This is a genomic window from Stenotrophomonas acidaminiphila (assembly GCF_014109845.1).
Lineage (GTDB): Bacteria > Pseudomonadota > Gammaproteobacteria > Xanthomonadales > Xanthomonadaceae > Stenotrophomonas > Stenotrophomonas acidaminiphila.
On record NZ_CP043567.1, the window covers coordinates 1,984,578 to 2,001,781 of the forward strand.

Annotated in this window: 13 protein-coding genes; 8 read left to right on the top strand and 5 right to left on the bottom strand. The window is 71.1% G+C overall.

What is annotated here, in order from left to right:
- Positions 1-62 precede the first annotated feature (62 nt).
- The gene (locus tag F0P95_RS09015) at positions 63-1,562 is read left to right on the top strand and encodes a phospholipase D-like domain-containing protein (protein WP_182333790.1); all 1,500 of its coding nucleotides are present in this window, start codon (positions 63-65) and stop codon (positions 1,560-1,562) included.
- A gap of 18 nt (positions 1,563-1,580) precedes the next feature.
- Here F0P95_RS09015 and F0P95_RS09020 read toward each other — a convergent pair whose 3' ends face one another.
- From F0P95_RS09020 to F0P95_RS09035, 4 genes are all read right to left on the bottom strand, one after another.
- Complete coding sequence (locus F0P95_RS09020; RefSeq protein ID WP_182333792.1) at positions 1,581-2,207, bottom strand: HD-GYP domain-containing protein; 627 nt, start codon at positions 2,205-2,207, stop codon at positions 1,581-1,583.
- 92 nt (positions 2,208-2,299) lie between these two features.
- A complete protein-coding gene (gene mfd / locus F0P95_RS09025) occupies positions 2,300-5,770 on the bottom strand; it encodes a transcription-repair coupling factor (RefSeq protein WP_182333794.1) in 3,471 nt (1,156 codons plus the stop codon).
- A gap of 187 nt (positions 5,771-5,957) precedes the next feature.
- Positions 5,958-6,503, bottom strand: a complete 546-nt coding sequence (locus tag F0P95_RS09030; protein ID WP_054664133.1) for a GNAT family N-acetyltransferase — start codon at positions 6,501-6,503, stop codon at positions 5,958-5,960.
- A gap of 172 nt (positions 6,504-6,675) precedes the next feature.
- A complete protein-coding gene (locus tag F0P95_RS09035) occupies positions 6,676-7,533 on the bottom strand; it encodes a 23S rRNA (adenine(2030)-N(6))-methyltransferase RlmJ (RefSeq protein ID WP_056932349.1) in 858 nt (285 codons plus the stop codon).
- Between the two features lie 45 nt (positions 7,534-7,578).
- On the opposite strand from F0P95_RS09035, the gene creB reads away from it, so the two are divergent.
- Positions 7,579-8,271: a two-component system response regulator CreB gene (creB, locus tag F0P95_RS09040; RefSeq protein WP_182333796.1), complete on the top strand. Its 693-nt coding sequence runs from the start codon at positions 7,579-7,581 to the stop codon at positions 8,269-8,271.
- A gap of 579 nt (positions 8,272-8,850) precedes the next feature.
- A complete protein-coding gene (gene creC, locus F0P95_RS09045; RefSeq protein WP_182336894.1) occupies positions 8,851-10,287 on the top strand; it encodes a two-component system sensor histidine kinase CreC in 1,437 nt (478 codons plus the stop codon).
- A gap of 21 nt (positions 10,288-10,308) precedes the next feature.
- On the opposite strand, the gene F0P95_RS09050 is transcribed toward creC, so the two are convergent.
- Positions 10,309-13,323 carry a bifunctional diguanylate cyclase/phosphodiesterase gene (locus F0P95_RS09050; protein WP_182333798.1) on the bottom strand — a complete coding sequence of 1,005 codons (3,015 nt, stop codon included), beginning with the start codon at positions 13,321-13,323 and terminating at the stop codon, positions 10,309-10,311.
- A gap of 217 nt (positions 13,324-13,540) precedes the next feature.
- On the opposite strand from F0P95_RS09050, the gene creD reads away from it, so the two are divergent.
- The 5 genes from creD to F0P95_RS09075 are packed head-to-tail and all read left to right on the top strand — an operon-like array spanning position 13,541 to position 17,113.
- Positions 13,541-14,869 (top strand): cell envelope integrity protein CreD, encoded by a 1,329-nt coding sequence (gene creD / locus F0P95_RS09055; RefSeq protein WP_182333799.1) that lies wholly within the window; start codon positions 13,541-13,543, stop codon positions 14,867-14,869.
- A gap of 23 nt (positions 14,870-14,892) precedes the next feature.
- Positions 14,893-15,252 (top strand): hypothetical protein, encoded by a 360-nt coding sequence (locus F0P95_RS09060; RefSeq protein WP_182333801.1) that lies wholly within the window; start codon positions 14,893-14,895, stop codon positions 15,250-15,252.
- Positions 15,253-15,267: 15 nt separating this feature from the next.
- Entirely contained in the window at positions 15,268-15,588 is a 321-nt protein-coding gene (locus F0P95_RS09065) for a hypothetical protein (RefSeq protein WP_182333803.1), read from the top strand.
- A 41-nt stretch (positions 15,589-15,629) separates the two neighbouring features.
- Positions 15,630-16,235 carry a GNAT family N-acetyltransferase gene (locus F0P95_RS09070; protein ID WP_182333805.1) on the top strand — a complete coding sequence of 202 codons (606 nt, stop codon included), beginning with the start codon at positions 15,630-15,632 and terminating at the stop codon, positions 16,233-16,235.
- Positions 16,232-17,113, top strand: coding sequence for a carbon-nitrogen hydrolase family protein (locus tag F0P95_RS09075; protein WP_182333807.1), 882 nt, complete (start codon positions 16,232-16,234; stop codon positions 17,111-17,113). Before F0P95_RS09070 ends, F0P95_RS09075 begins: the two co-directional genes overlap by 4 nt.
- The last annotated feature ends 91 nt before the right edge of the window (positions 17,114-17,204 follow it).

Here is a 17,204-nt window from a genome sequence, read left to right on the forward strand (position 1 = left end):
CGGCCGTGGTATTGATCGACCACGCCACGGGATGGCGGATCATCGATCAACGGGAGGCACGCATGGTGCCGGAAGCAGGCGGGGCGCACGCGCCGCTGCAGTGGACAATCGCCGCGCTGGCGTTCGCCGCGCACCTGCTGGTCGCGGCGCGTGCGCTGACCCGCGCCAACCGCACCCCGGCCTCGCGCGCGGCCTGGGTGGCGGTGGTGATGCTGGCGCCGGGGGTGGGGATGCTCGCGTACCTGCTGCTGGGCGAGACCAGCATCGGCCGTGCGCGGTTCCGCCGGGTGGAACAGGTGCTGCGGCGGATGACGGCGGTCGCGGCCATGGCGCCGCCGGCCGCACCGGTCACGGTGGTGGACGGCGCGGTGCCGCTGCTGGAACTGGCGCGCACCATCAACGGCCTGCCGGCGGTGGGCGGCAACCGGGTGGAGCTGCTGGGCGAGGAGGGCAGCCCGGCCGATGCGCCCGAGCGCGATTGCCGCCGCGCGCTGGATGCGCTGGTCGCCGATATCGAACAGGCCCGCGAGAGCGTGCACATCGCCGTCTACATCTGGCTCGACGACGGCGCCGGCGGCCGCCTGGCCGACGCGGTGGCCGCCGCCGCGCGACGCGGCGTGGCGTGCCGGGTGATGGTCGATGCGCTGGGCTCGCGTGCCTTCATCGACGGGCCGCGCTGGAAACAACTGGCCCGGGCCGGGGTCAGGCAGCTCAAGACGCTGGACGACATCCACCGCCTGCAGCACGTGGTGTTCAGCCGCATGGACCTGCGCGACCACCGCAAGATCGTGGTCATCGACAACCGCATCGGCTACTGCGGCAGCCAGAACCTTGCCGATCCCGAGTTCCGGGTGAAGCCGGCGCAGGCGCCGTGGATCGACCTGCTGCTGCGCTGCCAGGGGCCGGTGGTGGCGCAGATCCAGTTCCTGTTCCTCAGCGGCTGGATCCCGGAGACCGGCGAAGCCGGGCTGGACGGCTATGCCGCCGCGGCGGCGCCAGAGTGGCATGACGACGGCTGCGTGGCCATGGCCTTCGAGACCGGCCCGGTCGCGCGCCACAACGTCATGGCCGACATGTACGTGGCCTGCATCTACGCGGCGCGGCGCGAGCTGGTGATCACCACGCCGTACTTCGTGCCCGACGAATCGATCCTGCGCGCGATCTGCGCGGCACCGCGGCGCGGCGTGCGCACCACGCTGGTGCTGCCGCGGCGCAACGACTCGTGGCTGGTCGGGCAGGCCAGCCGCAGCACCTATGGCGACCTGCTGCGCAGCGGGGTCGAGGTCCACGAGTATCCGCTCGGCCTGCTGCACGCCAAATCCCTGACCGTCGACGGGCAGGTCGCGCTGGTCGGGTCGGCCAACATCGACCGGCGCAGCCTGGAGCTGAATTTCGAGAACAGCCTGCTGGTCGCCGACCCGCGGGTGACGGCGGCGATCCGGCGGCGCCAGGACCGGTACCTGTCGGTGTCCGTGCCGGTGACCGTGCAGCAGGTGCAGGGCTGGTCGTTCGCCACGCGGCTGGTGCAGAACGCGGTGGCGATGATGTCGCCGGTGCTGTGAGCGTGCCGGCCCGCGGGATCAGCTGGCCGGTCGCCCGCGCGCCCGCGCGCGCAGCAGGCCGCGGAACTCGCCGAGCAGGCGCGCATCGACCAGCCGGTTCTTCTCGCGGTTGAGGATGGCCAGGGCGTCGTCGGTGTGCAGCGGGCCGCGGTAGGGGCGGCGCGAGGTCAGCGCGTCGTAGCCGTCGGCGATGGTCAGGATGCGCGCTTCCAGCGGGATTTCCTCGCCCTGCAGGCCGTGCGGGTAGCCGCTGCCGTCCCAGGCTTCATGGTGGTGCAGGATCAGCCGCGCCACGGCGGCGGCGTCGTCGCGGCCGGTGGCCGCGAACAGGCGCGCGCCGCGCTCGGGATGGGTGCGCATCTTCTCCATCCGCGGCTCGTCCAGGCGGCCGGGGTGCAGCAGCACGTCGTCGCGGATGCCGATCTTGCCCACGTCGTGGAAACGCGCCGCCAACGCCAGCTGCTCGAGTTGCGCGCCGGACAGGCCGCAGCGCTCGCCGAGGCCGTGCGCGAGCAGCGAAACCCGGTCGCAATGCTGGTCGGTGTAGCTGTCGCGCTCGTCCAGCGCGGCGGCCAGCACGGAGATGCCGCAGCTTTCGTTTTCAGGGGGGATGGACAGGCCCGGGGCCGAGAAGGTCGAAGACATGGAGCGCCGCACCGTAGTGGCAAAACGGCCTGGCCGGGAGGAGGGCGGCTATTGTCCTCGCCGCCCCTGTTCCTGGCAAACCTCTCATCCGCTCACCCCGGGCGCAGGGTGGCCAGCAGCGCCCGGGCGGCGTTGAAGCGGTCCGCGCCTTCCGGCAACGGGTGGCGGATGCGCAGCTTGTCCGGGCCGTCCATCTGGTAGAGCCTGGGCTGCTTCTGGATCAGCTGGATCACCGCCATCGGGTCGATGTCGGGCTTGGCCTCGAACACGATGCGGCCGCCGTTCTCGCCCAGTTCCAGTTTGCGGATGCCCAGCGCATTGGCCTGCAGCTTGAGCTCGGCGATGGCGAACAGGTGCTTGACCGGATCCGGCAGCAGGCCGAAGCGGTCGATCATCTCCACCTGCAGTTCGCGCAGGGCGGCGCTGTCGCGCGCGCTGGAAATGCGCTTGTACAGGGTCAGGCGCGTATGCACGTCGGGCAGGTAATCCTCCGGGATCAGCGCCGGCACGTGCAGCTCGACCTCGGCGCCGCGCACTTCCTCGCCGGCGTCCAGGTCGGGCAGTTTGCCGGACCTGATCGAGCGCACCGCCCGCTCCAGCAGCTCGGTGTAGAGGCTGAAGCCGACTTCGGCCATCTGCCCGCTCTGGTCCTCGCCGAGCAGTTCGCCGGCACCGCGGATCTCCAGGTCGTGGGTGGCCAGGGTGAAGCCGGCGCCGAGTTCGTCCATCGAGGCGATGGCATCCAGCCGCTTCTGCGCATCGGGGGTGATCGAGCGCTTGTCCGGCACCACCAGATACGCATAGGCGCGGTGGTGCGAGCGGCCGACGCGGCCGCGCAGCTGGTGCAGCTGGGCCAGGCCGAAGCGGTCGGCGCGGTTGATGATGATGGTGTTGGCGTTGGGGATGTCGATGCCCGACTCGATGATGGTGCTGGCCAGCAGCACGTTGAAGCGCTGCTTCTGGAAATCCAGCATCACCTTTTCCAGCTCGCGCTCGGGCATCTGGCCATGGGCCATGCCGATGCGCGCTTCGGGCACCAGTTCGGACAGCTCGCGCTGCATCCGGCCCATGCTTTCCACGTCGTTGTGCAGGAAATACAGCTGGCCGCCGCGCGCGAGCTCGCGCTGGAACGCCTCGCGCAGTTGCGCGTTGTCCCACTGGGTGACGAAGGTCTGCACCGCCAGCCGGTTAGGCGGCGGGGTGGCGATGATCGACAGGTCGCGCAGCCCGGCCATGGCCATGTTCAGCGTGCGCGGGATCGGCGTGGCGGTGAGCGTGAGCAGGTGCACGTTGGCGCGCATGGCCTTGAGCGCTTCCTTCTGGCGCACGCCGAAGCGCTGTTCCTCGTCGACGATGACCAGGCCCAGGTCCTTGAACTTCACGTCCGGCTGCAGCAGGCGGTGGGTACCGACGATCACGTCGATGCTGCCGTCGGCCACCTTGTCCAGCTCGGCCTTGATCTCCTTGGTGGACTTGAAGCGCGACAGCACTTCGACCTTGAGCGGGTAGTCGGCGAAGCGGTCGCGGAAGTTGCGGTAATGCTGCTCGGCCAGCAGCGTGGTGGGCACCAGCACCGCCACCTGCTTGCCGCCGCTGGCGGCGGCGAAGGCGGCGCGCACCGCTACCTCGGTCTTGCCGAAGCCGACGTCGCCGCAGACCACGCGGTCCATCGGCTGCGACGACTGCAGGTCGCGCAGGGTGGCTTCGATCGCGGCCAGCTGGTCCGGCGTTTCCTCGAACGGGAAGCCGGCGGCGAACGGTTCGTACATGGCGCGGTCGATGTCCAGCGCCAGCCCGGCGCGGGCCTGGCGCCGGGCCTGGATTTCCAGCAGTTCGGCGGCGACGTCGCGCACCTTCTCGGCGGCCTTGCGCTTGGCCTTGGCCCACTGCTCGCCGCCGAGCGAGTGCAGCGGCGCGGTTTCCGGCGAGGCGCCGGAGTAGCGGCTGATCAGGTGCAGCTGCGCGACCGGCACGTACAGGCGGTCGCCCTTGGCGTACTCGATCTCCAGGAACTCGCCGGGCATGCCGCCGACGTCCATCGCGATCAGCCCGCGGTAGCGGCCGACGCCGTGGTCCTCGTGGACGATGGGCGCGCCTTCGGTCAGCTCGCCGAGGTCGCGGATGATCGCCTCCGGCTCGCGCCCGGCGCGGCGGCTGCGGCGCGGCTGGCCGGCGCGCTCGGGGAACAGCTGGCGCTCGGTGAGCACCGCCAGCGGCGGCTCGGCCAGGGCGAAGCCGTCGTCCAGCGGCGCCACGGTGATGGCGAAGCGCGGTGCGTCGGCGGCCAGGAACGCCGGCAGCCCGGGCACCACCGGCGGCCGCAGGTCGGCGGCCTGCAGCACTTCCAGCAGCGCCTCGCGGCGGCCCGGCGAATCGGCGGCAATCAGCACCCGGCCGGGGTAATGGTCGAGGAAGGACTTCAGCGCCTGCCCGGCCGGCGCGTCCTTGGCCGCGACCGGCAACGGCGGCAGCGGCTGGTCGCCCAGCGCCTGCGCCTCGGCGATGCGCGGGTGCCCGGCCGGCCACACGTCCACCCGCGGCAGCCGGTTGAACTGCTCGCGCAGGCTGTCCGGCGTCTGGTAGATCTCCTCCGGCGGCAGCAGCGGCCGTTCGATGTCGTGGCGGCGCTGTTCGTAGCGGCTGCCGGTCTGTGCCCAGAACGCATCGGCGGCTTCGCCCACGCCGGGCGCGACCACGCTCAGGAAGCCGGCCGGCAGGTAGTCGAACAGGGTCGCGGTGCGTTCGAAGAACAGCGGCAGGAAGTACTCGATGCCCGAGGGCAGCACCCCGGCCTTGAGGTCCTGGTAGAGCGGGCTGCGGCGCGTGTCCACGTCGAAGCGCTCGCGCAGCGTGGCCAGTACCTTCGCCAGGCTGGCCTCGTCCATCGGCACTTCGCGGCCGGGCAGCATCTTCACCGCCGCGACCTTGTCCAGCGAGCGCTGCGATTCGGGGTCGAATTCGCGGATGGAGTCGATGTCCTCGTCCAGCAGCTCGATGCGCAGCGGCGCGTCGGCGCCCATCGGGTAGACATCGAGCAGGCCACCGCGCACGGCGAAATCGCCCGGGTCCATCACCTGCGGCACGTTGCGGTAGCCGGCGCTTTCCAGGCGGCGCTTCTCCGCGTCCATGTCCAGGCGCTGGCCGACCTGCAGGTCGAAGCTGCCGCCGACGATGTAACTCAGTGGCGCCAGCCGTTGCAGCAGGGTCTGTACCGGCACCACCACGATGCCGTGGGCGAGCCCGGGCAGGCGGTGCAGCGCGGCCAGGCGCTGGGAAATGATGTCCGGGTGCGGACTGAACTGGTCGTAGGGCAGGGTTTCCCAGTCCGGGAACGGCACCACCGGCAGCGTTGCGTCGTCGCCCAGCAGGGTCTGCAGGTCGGCGACCGTCTGGTGCGCGCCGTGGTTGTCGCGGGTGACCAGCAGCAACGGCCCGGCATGGGCCTGCGCGGCGCGGGCCACGTACCAGGCCAGCGCGCTGGTCGATGCGGGGGCGCGCCACCAGGCGCGGAGCTGGCCCGTGCGGGGCAGCGGCGGAACGGGGTAGGAGGCGTGATGCGGCATGAGACCGCCGATTTTACCGCAGTGCCGGGGCCCGGCCGTCAGGCCCGGACGTCATCGTCACCGCCGATGCCGCCAACCGGCGCATCGCCAGGTGCGGGGCATGGGCCGGCGGGCGCCAGGCGGCGCGGGCACGGGGCCGGCCGACCGGGGCAGCCCACCGGCGGCCGGGCGTCGCGCTGGCATGCCGTCAGCTGGCCAGCTCCAGCACCATGCGCACCAGGCCCGGGGTGCCGGACGGGTGCGGCACCTGCTTGAAACCCAGTGAGGCGGCCAGTTGCAGCATCGGTTCGTTGTCCTGGGCGATGTCGCCGTACATGCGGTCCAGGTACTTGCCGCGCGCCCATTTGACCAGCTTGCGCATCAGTTGCCGGCCCAGGCCCTGGCCGGCAAGGAAGCGGCTGACGAGGATGGCGTACTCGGCGTCGCGGGTGCCGGGGATGATCGAGGCACGCGCCACCGCGCCGACCACGGCTTCGCCCGGCGGCAGCGGCTCGGCCGCGACCAGCGAGATCTCGGTCTTGGGATTGGGATGGGTCAGGCGCTGGGCGGTTTCGTCCGACAACACGTCGACGGCCTGCAGGAAGCGGTCGCGGACTTCTTCCGGTCCGAACAGCGCGAATGCGCCCTGCAGCGGGGCGCCGTCCTCGGGGCGGATGGGGCGGATGAGCAGTTCCCGGCCACTGGGCGCCTTGAAGTTTTCATGCCACGGGGGCATGCGGTTGCGGGTAGCCATGACTTCGGTTCCTCGAGAGTCCGCCGATTCTTGCACCTGTGGCGTGAGGTTCTGTGAACGTGATTCAACCGTGGGAACGCGGCGCTGTCCAGCGCAAGCGTGCTGCGCGGGCCCTGCCGGGCAGGGGCCGTCGTGGCGTGGAGCGCGGTGCCGGGCGCTGCGATCGTGGGGCTCAATCCCCGTTTTTGATCCACTCCAGCCGTGTCGATGCGCCGGTTTCGCCCAGTTCGCGCTGCAGCACCGGCAAGGCCGGCGCCAGCACCTGGTCGAACTGCCAGGGCGGATTGAGCAGCAGCATGCCGCTGCCGTTCAGGCGCAGCGGCGAATCGTCCGGGCGCACCATCAGTTCGGCCACCAGCGCCGATTTCGCCGGCAGCGCGGCGGCCTTGCGAAAGAAGGGCAGCAGGCTGCGGCGCTGCTTGATCGGGTACCACACCGCGCATTGGGCCTGTGGCATGCGCGTCAGGATCTCGCGCAGGGTGGCGATGATCTGCGGGTACTCGGCGTCCTGCACCTCGTAGGGCGGATCGACCAGCACCAGGGCGCGGCCGATCTTCGCGGCGCCGGCTTTGGGCGGCAGCAGGGCGCGGATGCTGTCGTAGCCGTTGGCGGCCAGCACCTGCACGCGGCGGTCGCGGGCGAACAGTTCCTTCAGCGCCGCGGCCTCTTCCGGCTGCAGTTCGCAGGCGGCCAGCCGGTCCTGCTCGCGCATGGCCTGGGCGGCCAGCAGCGGCGAGCCCGGGTAGGCGATCAGCCCGCCGACCGGATTGTTGGCCTGGATCGCGCGCAGGTAGCGCTCGACCACGTCCGGCAGGGTCGGCGACGCCATCAGCTGCAGGATGCCTTCGTCGGCCTCGGCGGTCTTGCGGCTTTCCTCGGCCGACAGCAGGTAGCGGCCGCGGCCGGCATGGGTGTCGAGCACGAAGAACGGCGCGTCCTTGCGCTTGAGCGCATCGATCAGCGCGAGCAGGACGATGTGCTTGAGCACGTCGGCGTGGTTGCCGGCATGGAAGGCGTGGCGGTAGTTCATCGGTGCAGTGTACGGGTGCCGCCCGGGGGCGGCTATGCTGGCAGCATGTCCGAACAGCCCGCCCGGGTACTCGTCGTCGAAGACGAGGCCGCCATCGCCGATACCGTCCTGTATGCGCTGCGCAGCGAGGGCCATGCGGCCGAGCACTGCGCGCTGGGGCGGCTGGCGCTGGACCGGGTGCGCGCCGGCGGCATCGACGTGGTGGTGCTGGACGTGGGCCTGCCCGACCTGGGCGGCTTCGAGGTATGCCGCCAGCTGCGTACCTTCAGCCAGGTGCCGGTGATCTTCCTCACCGCGCGCAACGACGAATTCGACCGGGTGCTGGGCCTGGAGCTGGGCGCGGACGACTACGTCGGCAAGCCGTTTTCGCCGCGCGAACTGGTGGCGCGGGTGCGCGCACGGCTGCGGCGCCCGGCGCAGGCGCTGCCGGCCGAAGCCGGCTGGGTGCTGCAGGGCGCGTTCGCGATCGACCGCGAGGGCCGGCGGGTGCGCTACCGCGAGGCGCCGCTGGACCTGACCCGCTACGAGTACGCGCTGCTGGCGGCGCTGCTGCAGCGGCCGGGGGCGATCCTCAGCCGCGCGCAGCTGATGGAGCGCGGCTGGGACCATGCCAGCGACAGCGCCGACCGTACGGTGGATACGCACGTCAAGACATTGCGCGCCAAGCTGCGCGCGGCCGGGGCGGAGGAGGATCCGATCCGTACGCATAGGGGCGTGGGGTATGCGCTGGATGTCTGACATCGCCGTGAGCCTGGCGCAGGCGATGCGACCGCCTTTGAGGCCCATCTCCCTGCGGGGCGGGAAGGCATGGCTGGCGCGCCGCTGGCGCGCGTGCCTTGAAGTACCTGCGCCGCTGGCATGGGGTGGGGCAGTGAGCGGAAGTCGGGTTGAGCGGCGGTGGCGTCGGGATGAAGCAAGAGCTTTCGCTCCCGCTTCGCGTGAGCGGGTTGCTTTTCCTTGCCCGTGCAAAGAAAAAGTAACCCAAAGAAAGCACGCCCTGCCTCCGCGCCCGACGCGCTGCGCGCACCGGGTCCACTCCGGCGCCGGGATTTTTCGAAGAGACATGCATGTCTCGTCGAAAAACGACGTGCTCGCCCGCTTCGCGATCGAGTCCGGGGCAGGCGCCGCCAGGCGCCTGCCCGTCCGGCGGGGCGAAGCAGTGCTTCGCCTTTTTCCGCCGAACCCATGCACGTCGCCCTTCGGGTCTTTTCCGTCGGTTCCGTCGGCTCCGTCGCTACGGAAGGGAACCCGGAAGGCCAAAGGCCAAGGCAAGGGCGAAGTCACGAGCTGCAGCAGGTTTGACCCTGTGGGGTGGGCGTGCGCCTCGGCCTGAAACTCTTCCTCGGTTTCTTCCTGATCGTCGGCATCGCCGCGTTCTTCGTGATGCGGGTGTTCGTCGACGAGGTCAAGCCGGGCGTGCGCCAGGCGATGGAGTCCACCCTGGTCGACTCGGCCAACGTGCTGGCGGTGATGGCCGCGCCGGACCTGAAGGCCGGGCGCATCGCCGACGGCCGCTTCGCCGCGCACATGGCGACCGCGCAGCGGCGCGACCCGCGGGCGATGGTGTGGCGCTTTCCCAAGCGCAGTATCGATTACCGGGTCACGGTGACCGATGCCCGCGGCATCGTCGTCTACGATTCGCGCGGGCAGGACGTGGGCCGCGACAACTCGCGCTGGAACGATGTCTACCGCACCCTGCGCGGCCAGTACGGCGCGCGTTCCAGCCCGGGCGCGCCGGGCGATGCGGACAGCACCGTCATGCACGTGGCCGCGCCGGTCTACGATCCGGATGACGGCCGCACCCTGATCGGGGTGCTGACCCTGGCCCAGCCCAACGACAGCATCGATCCGTTCATCACCGCCAGCCAGCGCGCCATCGTCGCGCGCGGTGCGTGGCTGATCGGCTCGGCGGCATTGATCGGCCTGCTGATGACCTGGTGGCTGGCGCGCGGCATCGGCAGCCTGAGCCGCTATGCGAAGGCGGTCAGCGCCGGCGAGCCGGTGCCGCCGCCGAAACCGCGCGGCGACGAGATCGGCGACCTCGGCCAGGCCCTGGAGACCATGCGCCGCAAGCTCGAAGGCAAGGCCTACGTCGAGCAGTACGTGCAGTCGCTCACCCACGAGATGAAGAGCCCACTGGCGGCGATCCGCGGTGCCGCCGAATTGCTGCAGGAGCCGCTGCCCGAAGCCGACCGGCAGCGCTTCGCGGCCAACATCGCGCAGCAGGAACGGCGCCTGACCGAAACCATCGACCAGCTGCTGCGGCTGGCCGAGGTGGAGCAGCATGGCTGGCTGCAGCGGCGCACCGTGGTGGACCTGTCGATGCTGTGCCGGCAGCTCGCCGAGGACGCGGCGCCGCGCCTGCAGGCGGCGCACCTGTCGCTGCACTGCGAACTGCCCGGGCACGCCAACGTGCAGGGCGATGCGTTCCTGCTGCGGCAGGCGCTGGACAACCTGCTGGACAACGCCATCGCATTCTCGCCGGCGGACGGACGGATCGGGCTGCGGCTGGAGGCCGGGCAGGGCGGCTGGGAGGTGGTGCTGTCCGACCAGGGGCCAGGGGTGCCGGATTACGCGCTGGAGCGGGTGTTCGAGCGCTTCTATTCGCTGGCCCGTCCCGGCAGCGGCCAGCGCAGTTCCGGGCTGGGCCTGCCGTTCGTGGCCGAGGTCGCGCGCCTGCACGGCGGCCACGCGCGCCTGCGCAACGGCCCGGCCGGCGGTGCGCAGGCCACGCTGTGGCTGCCATCCGCCTAGGCGGTCACGCGCCGGCTGCGCTCAATCGGCCAGCGCCGGATGGTCGGCGCGCGGCCGGTCCAGGTGGTAGCCCTGCACCATGTCAACGCCCATCGCGCGCAGCATCTGCAGCGTCGCCTCGTCCTCGACGAACTCGGCCACGGTCAGCTTGCCCATGCCGTGCGCCACTTCGATGATGGCGCGCACGAACACCTGGTTGTCGCGCTCGCTGGGCAGGTCGCGGATGAACATGCCATCGATCTTGAGCACGTCGGCCTGCAGGTTCTTGAGGTAGGCGAACGAGGAGAAGCCGGTGCCGAAGTCGTCCAGGCAGATCGGGCAGCCGGTGTCGCGCAGCGCGGCGATGAAGCGCGCCGCGTCGCCCATGTCCGAGACCGCCGAGGTTTCGGTCAGTTCCACCAGCAGGCGCCGCGGGGCGACGTGCTGCTGGCGCAGCTGGCCGCCGATCCATGCCGGCAGCTCGGGGTCGTCGAACGAGCGCCCGGAAATGTTGACGGCGATGGCCGGCAGGTTGGGGTGAGTGGCCAGCAGGCTGATGCTGCGGCCGATCACCCAGCGGTCGATCTCCAGGATCTTGCCGCTCTTTTCGGCAGGTTCGACGAACTGCGCCGGCATGATCAGCTGGCCGGGGTTGGCCTCGTCCTCCATCCGGATCAGCGCCTCCAGGTGCGCCAGGCGGCCGTCGGCGGCATGGTGCACGCCCTGGAAATGCAGGCGCAGCAGGTCGTTCTCCAGCGCGTGCGCGATGCGGTCGTTCCAGGCCAGCCGGGTCGCCATCTCGCGCGAGCTGTCGCGGTCCGGGCGATACACGTTCCAGCGGTTCTTGCCGGTGTGCTTGGCCTGGTACATCGCCGCGTCGGCGTGGGCCACCAGGTCCTCGGCGTTGTCGGCATGGGCCGGGAAGTGGGCGATGCCCAGGCTGGTGGTCAGGCGCACGGTGTGTTCGTGCAGGCACAGCGGCGTCTGCGAGATCCGCAGCACGATGCGTTCGGCCAGGTGCTGGGCGTCATCCAGGCTCGCATGCGGCATCAGCACGGCGAACTCGTCGCCGCCGAGCCGGAACAGGGTCTCGCCGCTGCGCACCAGGGTGCGGATCTCGACCGCCATGCGGTTGAGCACCGAGTCGCCGGCGCGATGGCCGAAGGTGTCGTTGATGTACTTGAATTCGTCCAGGTCGAAGAACAGCAGCGCGGCCTGGCTGGGAATGCGTTCGGCGGCGTGGAAGAAGCGCGCCAGCTCGTCCTCGAAGCGGCGCCGGTTGTACAGGCTGGTCAACGGGTCGTGCTGGGCCAGCCGCACCAGTTGCTCGGCGGTCTGGCGCTCGTGGGTGACGTCTTCCTGTACCCACAGCCGGCCGATGAAGTGTTCCTGCGCGTCGCGCACCGGGTAGGCGTCGTGCATGACGATACGACCGTCGTGCAGGCGGATTTCCAGCCGCTTGTGCAGTTCGGGCGAGGCCGTGGCCTCGTCCATGTGCCGGCGGAACTCCTGTGGGTCGATCATCAGCCGCTGCGACGCTTCCAGCCACTGCCCGGTGGTGTTGCCGACCACGCTGGTGCCCTCCGGGAAATCCCACATGGCCAGGAAGGCGGCATTGCAGTAGGTGGCGCGGTTCTCGTGGCCGACGAACAGGATGCCCAGGTTCATCGCGCCGAGCAGGGCCAGCAGGCGCGCGCGCTCCTCCTCCAGCCGGGTCATGAACTGGCGGCGCTCGTCGATCTCGGTCTGCAGCGCCTGCGCGTGCGCGAACTGCAGGGCGCGCTGCTGCACCAGCTCCTCGACCATGTCGTCGAACGCATCGGCCAGGTGCCCCAGCTCGTCGTTGCCCTGCATCGCGATCGGCCGGGGTTCGCGGCCCTGGCTCAACTCGTCCACCGCCTGGGTCAGGCGCGTGAGCGGTACCGCGAACAGCAGGCCGACCCGCCGGCGCAGCAGCCACATCGCCGGCAGCAGGCCGAGGATGCCGAAGCTGGACACCGCCAGCAGGCCCCACATCAGCACCCGGTCCACCCGTGCCTGCGGCAGCAGGAACACCTGGTACCAGCCCGGGCCGTGGATCTTCGACCATGCCACCCAGTGGCTGCCATCCGGCGAGCGGCCCACGCCGTGGTCGCCGCGGCCATAGGCGATCATCCCGTGCACCTGGGCCAGCAGCGGATCGTCGAGCGCGGACAGCTCCAGTTGCCCGTCGGCGGCGGCGATGCGCCGGCTGAACTGCGGGTGCGCGATCAGCGCACCGTCGGCGGCCATGACCAGCTGCACCCCGGCGCTGTCGTTCTCGGTGGTCCGGTCGATCAGGCTCTGCACCAGCACGTCGTGGCCGAGCGTGCCGACCCATCGTCCCTGCCAGTCCAGTGGCTTGATCACCGACACCATCCAGGTGTTGGCCTGCCGGTCCAGGTAGACCGGTGTCCAGAACACCTTGCGCTGCGGGTTGCGCCGCGGGTCCGAGCCGCGCATGGTCGGGTAGCCGGCGTTGGTGGCGCTGGCATCGGCGGCGCTGCCCCAGTCCATGCCGTGCGCGTAGACCATCAGGCCGTCTTCGACGAAGTCCATGTAGACCGAGAAGAACGGCGGCACCAGCGCGGGGCCCTGTTCGCGCAGCAGGTCGTAGGCGACCACCGCGCGCAGGCGCGCCGAGGCGTCCAGTCCGTGCGGCGGCTGGTGCAGGTACAGGGTGGGCGCGCGCTCGGGATCCACCCGTCCGGGCTGCAGCCGCCACAGGCCGTCGGGACTGCGCGCGAACAGCGTGTCGAAGCGTTCCAGCGCGGCCTGCCGGTCGGTATGGTCAAGCCGCCACAGCAGCTCGCGCTGCAGCCGCTGCACGCTCTGTTCGGCCTGCAGGAACTGGCCCTCGCTGGCGCGGGCGCGCAGGTCGACGCTGCGCTGCGCCACCATCGGCACCACCCGGTCGGTGATCACCCGCATGGCCAGGTAGCCGAATGCGCAGAGCAGCAGGAGGAGGGCGAGGAACAGACCCCATATGCTCAGGGACAGCCGGTGGATCAGCGAAGTGCGCGACCTGGCATGCAGCACGTGGGGTTCCTTCGGGGGAATGGCGGCGCAGCCAGAGGGTGCCGGGCAGCGGGGGGCAGCGCGGATTCATACTATGCCGCGGGCGGTGTCCGCAACCGGCCGCGCGCCGTGATCCGCGGCGGCCGCCGCGGGGCGCTTCACGCCCACTTCAAATTCGCCACAAACCCCGCCCATCCACTGCCGCCACGCTGTCCCCGTTTCCACACGAGGACGGGTCATGACTTCCCTGAAACTGCTGTTGCGCTTCGCCGTGGTCGGCGGGCTGGTGTTGCTGCTGCTGGTTCCGCTGCTGTTGATCCGCGGCACCATCGGCGAGCGCGAGCGCTACCGTGACCAGGCCATCGAACGGGTCGCGCAGAGCCGCGCCGGCGCGCAGTCGCTGATCGGCCCGGTGCGGGTACTGCCGTGGACCCAGCAGCGCGAGGTCGAGGTGGTCGAGGCGGGCGTGCGCAAGAGCGAGCTGCGGACCGAGCACGGCTATGACCTGCAGATGCCGCGGCAGTTGCGGATACAGGGCGAGCTGCGCCCGGACGAGCGCCGGGTGGGCCTGTTCCGGGTCCCGGTGTACAGCTGGCACGCGCGGGTGCAGGCCGAATTCGCCGATGCCGCCCATGCCGCGGTGCCGGGCCGCGTCTACGGCCAGCCCTACCTGGCGCTGGGCATCGCCGACGTGCGCGGCCTGGTGGGGACGCCGAACCTGCGCGTGGACGGCCGTGCGCTGCCGCTGCACGCCGGTTCGCTGGCGCTGGAGGGCGCGTCCAAGGGGCTGCACGCCATGCTGTCGCCGTTGGACCACCCGCAGCAGGGCACCCTGGCCGAGGGGCGCAGGGTGGAGCTGGAGTTCGTGCTCGACGGCACCCGCTCGCTGTCGGTGGTGCCGGTGGGCGACGACACCCGCGTGTCGCTGGCCTCGACCTGGCCGCATCCGCTGTTCGGCGGCAGCTTCGCGCCCAACGAGCGCCACATCGACGATGCCGGGTTCAAGGCCGACTGGGCGGTGTCCTCGCTGGCCTCGGCCGCACAGGAACAACTGCGCCGCGAGCTGCGCAGCGATGGCGGCGCGGTCGAGGCGCTGGAGGTGGCGCTGGTCGACCCGGTCGACGTGTACACGCAGGTCGACCGCGCCAGCAAGTACGGCATCCTGTTCGTGCTGCTGACCTTCGTCGGCTTCGCGCTGTTCGAGCTGATCAGGCGGCTGAGGATCCATCCGCTGCAGTACCTGCTGGTCGGGCTGGCGCTGGCGATCTTCTTCCTGTTGCTGCTGAGCCTGTCCGAACACATCGCCTTCTGGCAGGCCTACCTGGTATCGGCGGTGGCGTGCATCGGCCTGCAGGGTTTCTACCTCAGCGGGGTATTGCGCAGCTGGAGGCACGGGCTGGGCTTTGCCACCCTGCTGACCCTGCTGTACGGGGTCCTGTACCTGCTGCTGGCGTCGGAGAACAATGCGCTGCTGATGGGCTCGCTGCTGCTGTTCGGGATCCTCGCGGCGATCATGTGGCTCACCCGCAAGGTGGACTGGTACGACCTCGGCGGCGGCCTGCGGTGAACCCGGTGCGGCTGAGTACACGGTTGCTCCGGCGGCTGCGGCAGGGGCTGCCGCCGGGGCTGGCTGCAGCGGTGCTGCGGGTGGAGCAGGGCGCTGGCTGGTCCGCTTCGCCGCTGGCTGCACTGGGACTGGGTACGGCCCCGCGCCACGGCTGCCTGCGCCTGCAACTGGACGCAACGCTGGCCGAGCGGATCCGCCAGCGCGGCGCCGAAGGCCTGCCCGCGCTGGACGGCGCGGGCCGCTGGCAGGCGCTGGGTGGTCGTGGCCTGCGCTTCAGGGCGGTGCTGCGGGAGCGCCAGGTGGTGGTATGCGATGCCGTGCACCAGCGGCTGTGGCTGTTGTGGCGCGAACCGGGAACGGCCCGGTGCGCACGCGGTTACTGAAACTGGCACGGGGGCGTGATGCGTTTCCAGCATGGACCGGCACTGCCCGCGACCGTCGCGCTGCCGCTGCTGGCCGGCGCGGCGGTCGCCATCGAAGCGGGCTGCAGGCGGGGCCCGGCCGGCGGCGCGGTGTTGTCGGTGTTGACCGCGATGGTGCTTGCGTTGGCCGTCGTCGTGCCCGTGGCATCCCGGTGCTCGGCAGCATGGGATGTCACCCTGGCGATGCCACGGCTGCTCGCGCCGGAAGAACGCCGGAGCCTGCGCTGCACGACGGTGCTGTGCGCCACCGTCTACCGGTCCGACGGGGATGGCGGCGCCTCGGTCGGCTGCGGTTGAGGCGCTGCTGCGCGGGAAACGCGCGGCGCTAGAATTCCGCCATGGACGCCTCTCCCACCATCGCCGCCCTGCGCGGCACCGACCTGCTGCCGGTACTGGACGACGTGGCGCGCCTGCGCATCCGGGTATTCAACGACTGGCCGTATCTGTACCAGGGCAGCCTGGACTACGAGCGCGACTACCTGGCCGCCTATGCGGCCACGCCGGATGCGGTGTGCGTGGTGGCGCGGGCCGGCGATGAGGTGGTGGGTGCCTCCACCGGCCTGCCGCTGCTCGATGAAGGCCCGGCGTTCCGCGCGCCGTTCGAGGCGGCCGGCATCGATCCGGCGCAGGTGTTCTATTTCGGCGAATCGGTGCTGCTGCCGGCCTGGCGCGGGCGTGGTATCGGCCATGCCTTCTTCGACGCCCGCGAGGCGCATGCGCGCGCGCTCGGGCGCTTCGCGATGACCGCGTTCTGCGCGGTGGACCGCGACCACGACGACCCGCGCCGGCCCGCCGGCCACCGCGACAACGACGGGTTCTGGCGCAGGCGCGGCTATGCGCGGCAGCCGGGCATGACCCTGCACCTGCGCTGGGACGAGGTCGGTCGCGGCGAGCTGTCGCACGCCCTCACCCTCTGGACCCGCGCATTGGAGCCTGCCGCATGAAGATCGCCGTTGCCCGCTACCGGATCGGTGCCCCGGCTGATTTCGACGCCTTCGCCGGGCGCCAGCGCCAGGAACTGGGGGCCGCGGCCGCGGCCGGCGCGCGCATCGCGGTGCTGCCCGAATACCTGTCGCTGGAACTGGCGGCCACCTTCGACGCGGGCATCCAGCGCGACCTGGCGGCGTCGCTGGCGGCGATCCAGCGCTACCGGCAACCGTGGCTGCAGCTGTTCGCCGGCCTCGCCCGCGAGCTGGACATGCACGTGGTCGCCGGCACGTTCCTGCTCGACACCGGCCACGGCCGCTACCGCAACCGCTGCGACTGGCTGACCCCGCAGGGTACGCACCTGTGGCAGGACAAGCTGCAGCTGACCGGCTTCGAGCAGGCCAGCGGAGTGATCGAGGCCGGCGACGCGCTCAAGGTGTTCGAGATCGACGGCATCCGTGCCGGCGTGGCGGTCTGCTACGACAGCGAGTTCCCGCTGCCGGTGCGTGCCCAGTACGAAGCCGGCGCGCGCCTGCTGGTGGTGCCCAGCTGCACCGACACCGAGGCCGGCGCCACCCGCGTGCGCGTGGGCTGCCTGGCGCGGGCGCTGGAGAACCGCATGTTCGTCGCGCAGGCGGTGACCGCCGGCATGGCCGGCTGGAGCCCGGCGCTGGACGTCAATACCGGGGAGGCGACGGTGTATGCGCCGATGGACCGCGGCTTCCCCGACGACGGCATGCTGGCGCGGACCGCTGATGGCCAGCCCTGGGCGCTGGCAGAACTGGATTTCGCCGCCTTCGAGGCCAGCCGCGCGCACGCGCAGGTGGCCAACGACCGCGACTGGCCGGGGCAGTGGCGGCCATCGCTGCAACGCGCCGTGGTATCGCCGGGCTGAGCCCGCGCCGGTGGTGCGCAGGCCCGCGGCCCATGCGCGACCATGACCATTGGCCGGCTCGGCCGCTCCCGGCGCTGGCTAGACTCGGGCC

Coding starts and splice junctions, on each gene's coding strand:
- F0P95_RS09015 (WP_182333790.1), top strand. CDS start 63: ATGGTGCCGGAAGCAGGCGGGGCGCACGCGCCGCTGCAGTGGACAATC.
- F0P95_RS09020 (WP_182333792.1), bottom strand. CDS start 2,207: ATGTCTTCGACCTTCTCGGCCCCGGGCCTGTCCATCCCCCCTGAAAAC.
- mfd (WP_182333794.1), bottom strand. CDS start 5,770: ATGCCGCATCACGCCTCCTACCCCGTTCCGCCGCTGCCCCGCACGGGC.
- F0P95_RS09030 (WP_054664133.1), bottom strand. CDS start 6,503: ATGGCTACCCGCAACCGCATGCCCCCGTGGCATGAAAACTTCAAGGCG.
- F0P95_RS09035 (WP_056932349.1), bottom strand. CDS start 7,533: ATGAACTACCGCCACGCCTTCCATGCCGGCAACCACGCCGACGTGCTC.
- creB (WP_182333796.1), top strand. CDS start 7,579: ATGTCCGAACAGCCCGCCCGGGTACTCGTCGTCGAAGACGAGGCCGCC.
- creD (WP_182333799.1), top strand. CDS start 13,541: ATGACTTCCCTGAAACTGCTGTTGCGCTTCGCCGTGGTCGGCGGGCTG.
- F0P95_RS09070 (WP_182333805.1), top strand. CDS start 15,630: ATGGACGCCTCTCCCACCATCGCCGCCCTGCGCGGCACCGACCTGCTG.
- F0P95_RS09075 (WP_182333807.1), top strand. CDS start 16,232: ATGAAGATCGCCGTTGCCCGCTACCGGATCGGTGCCCCGGCTGATTTC.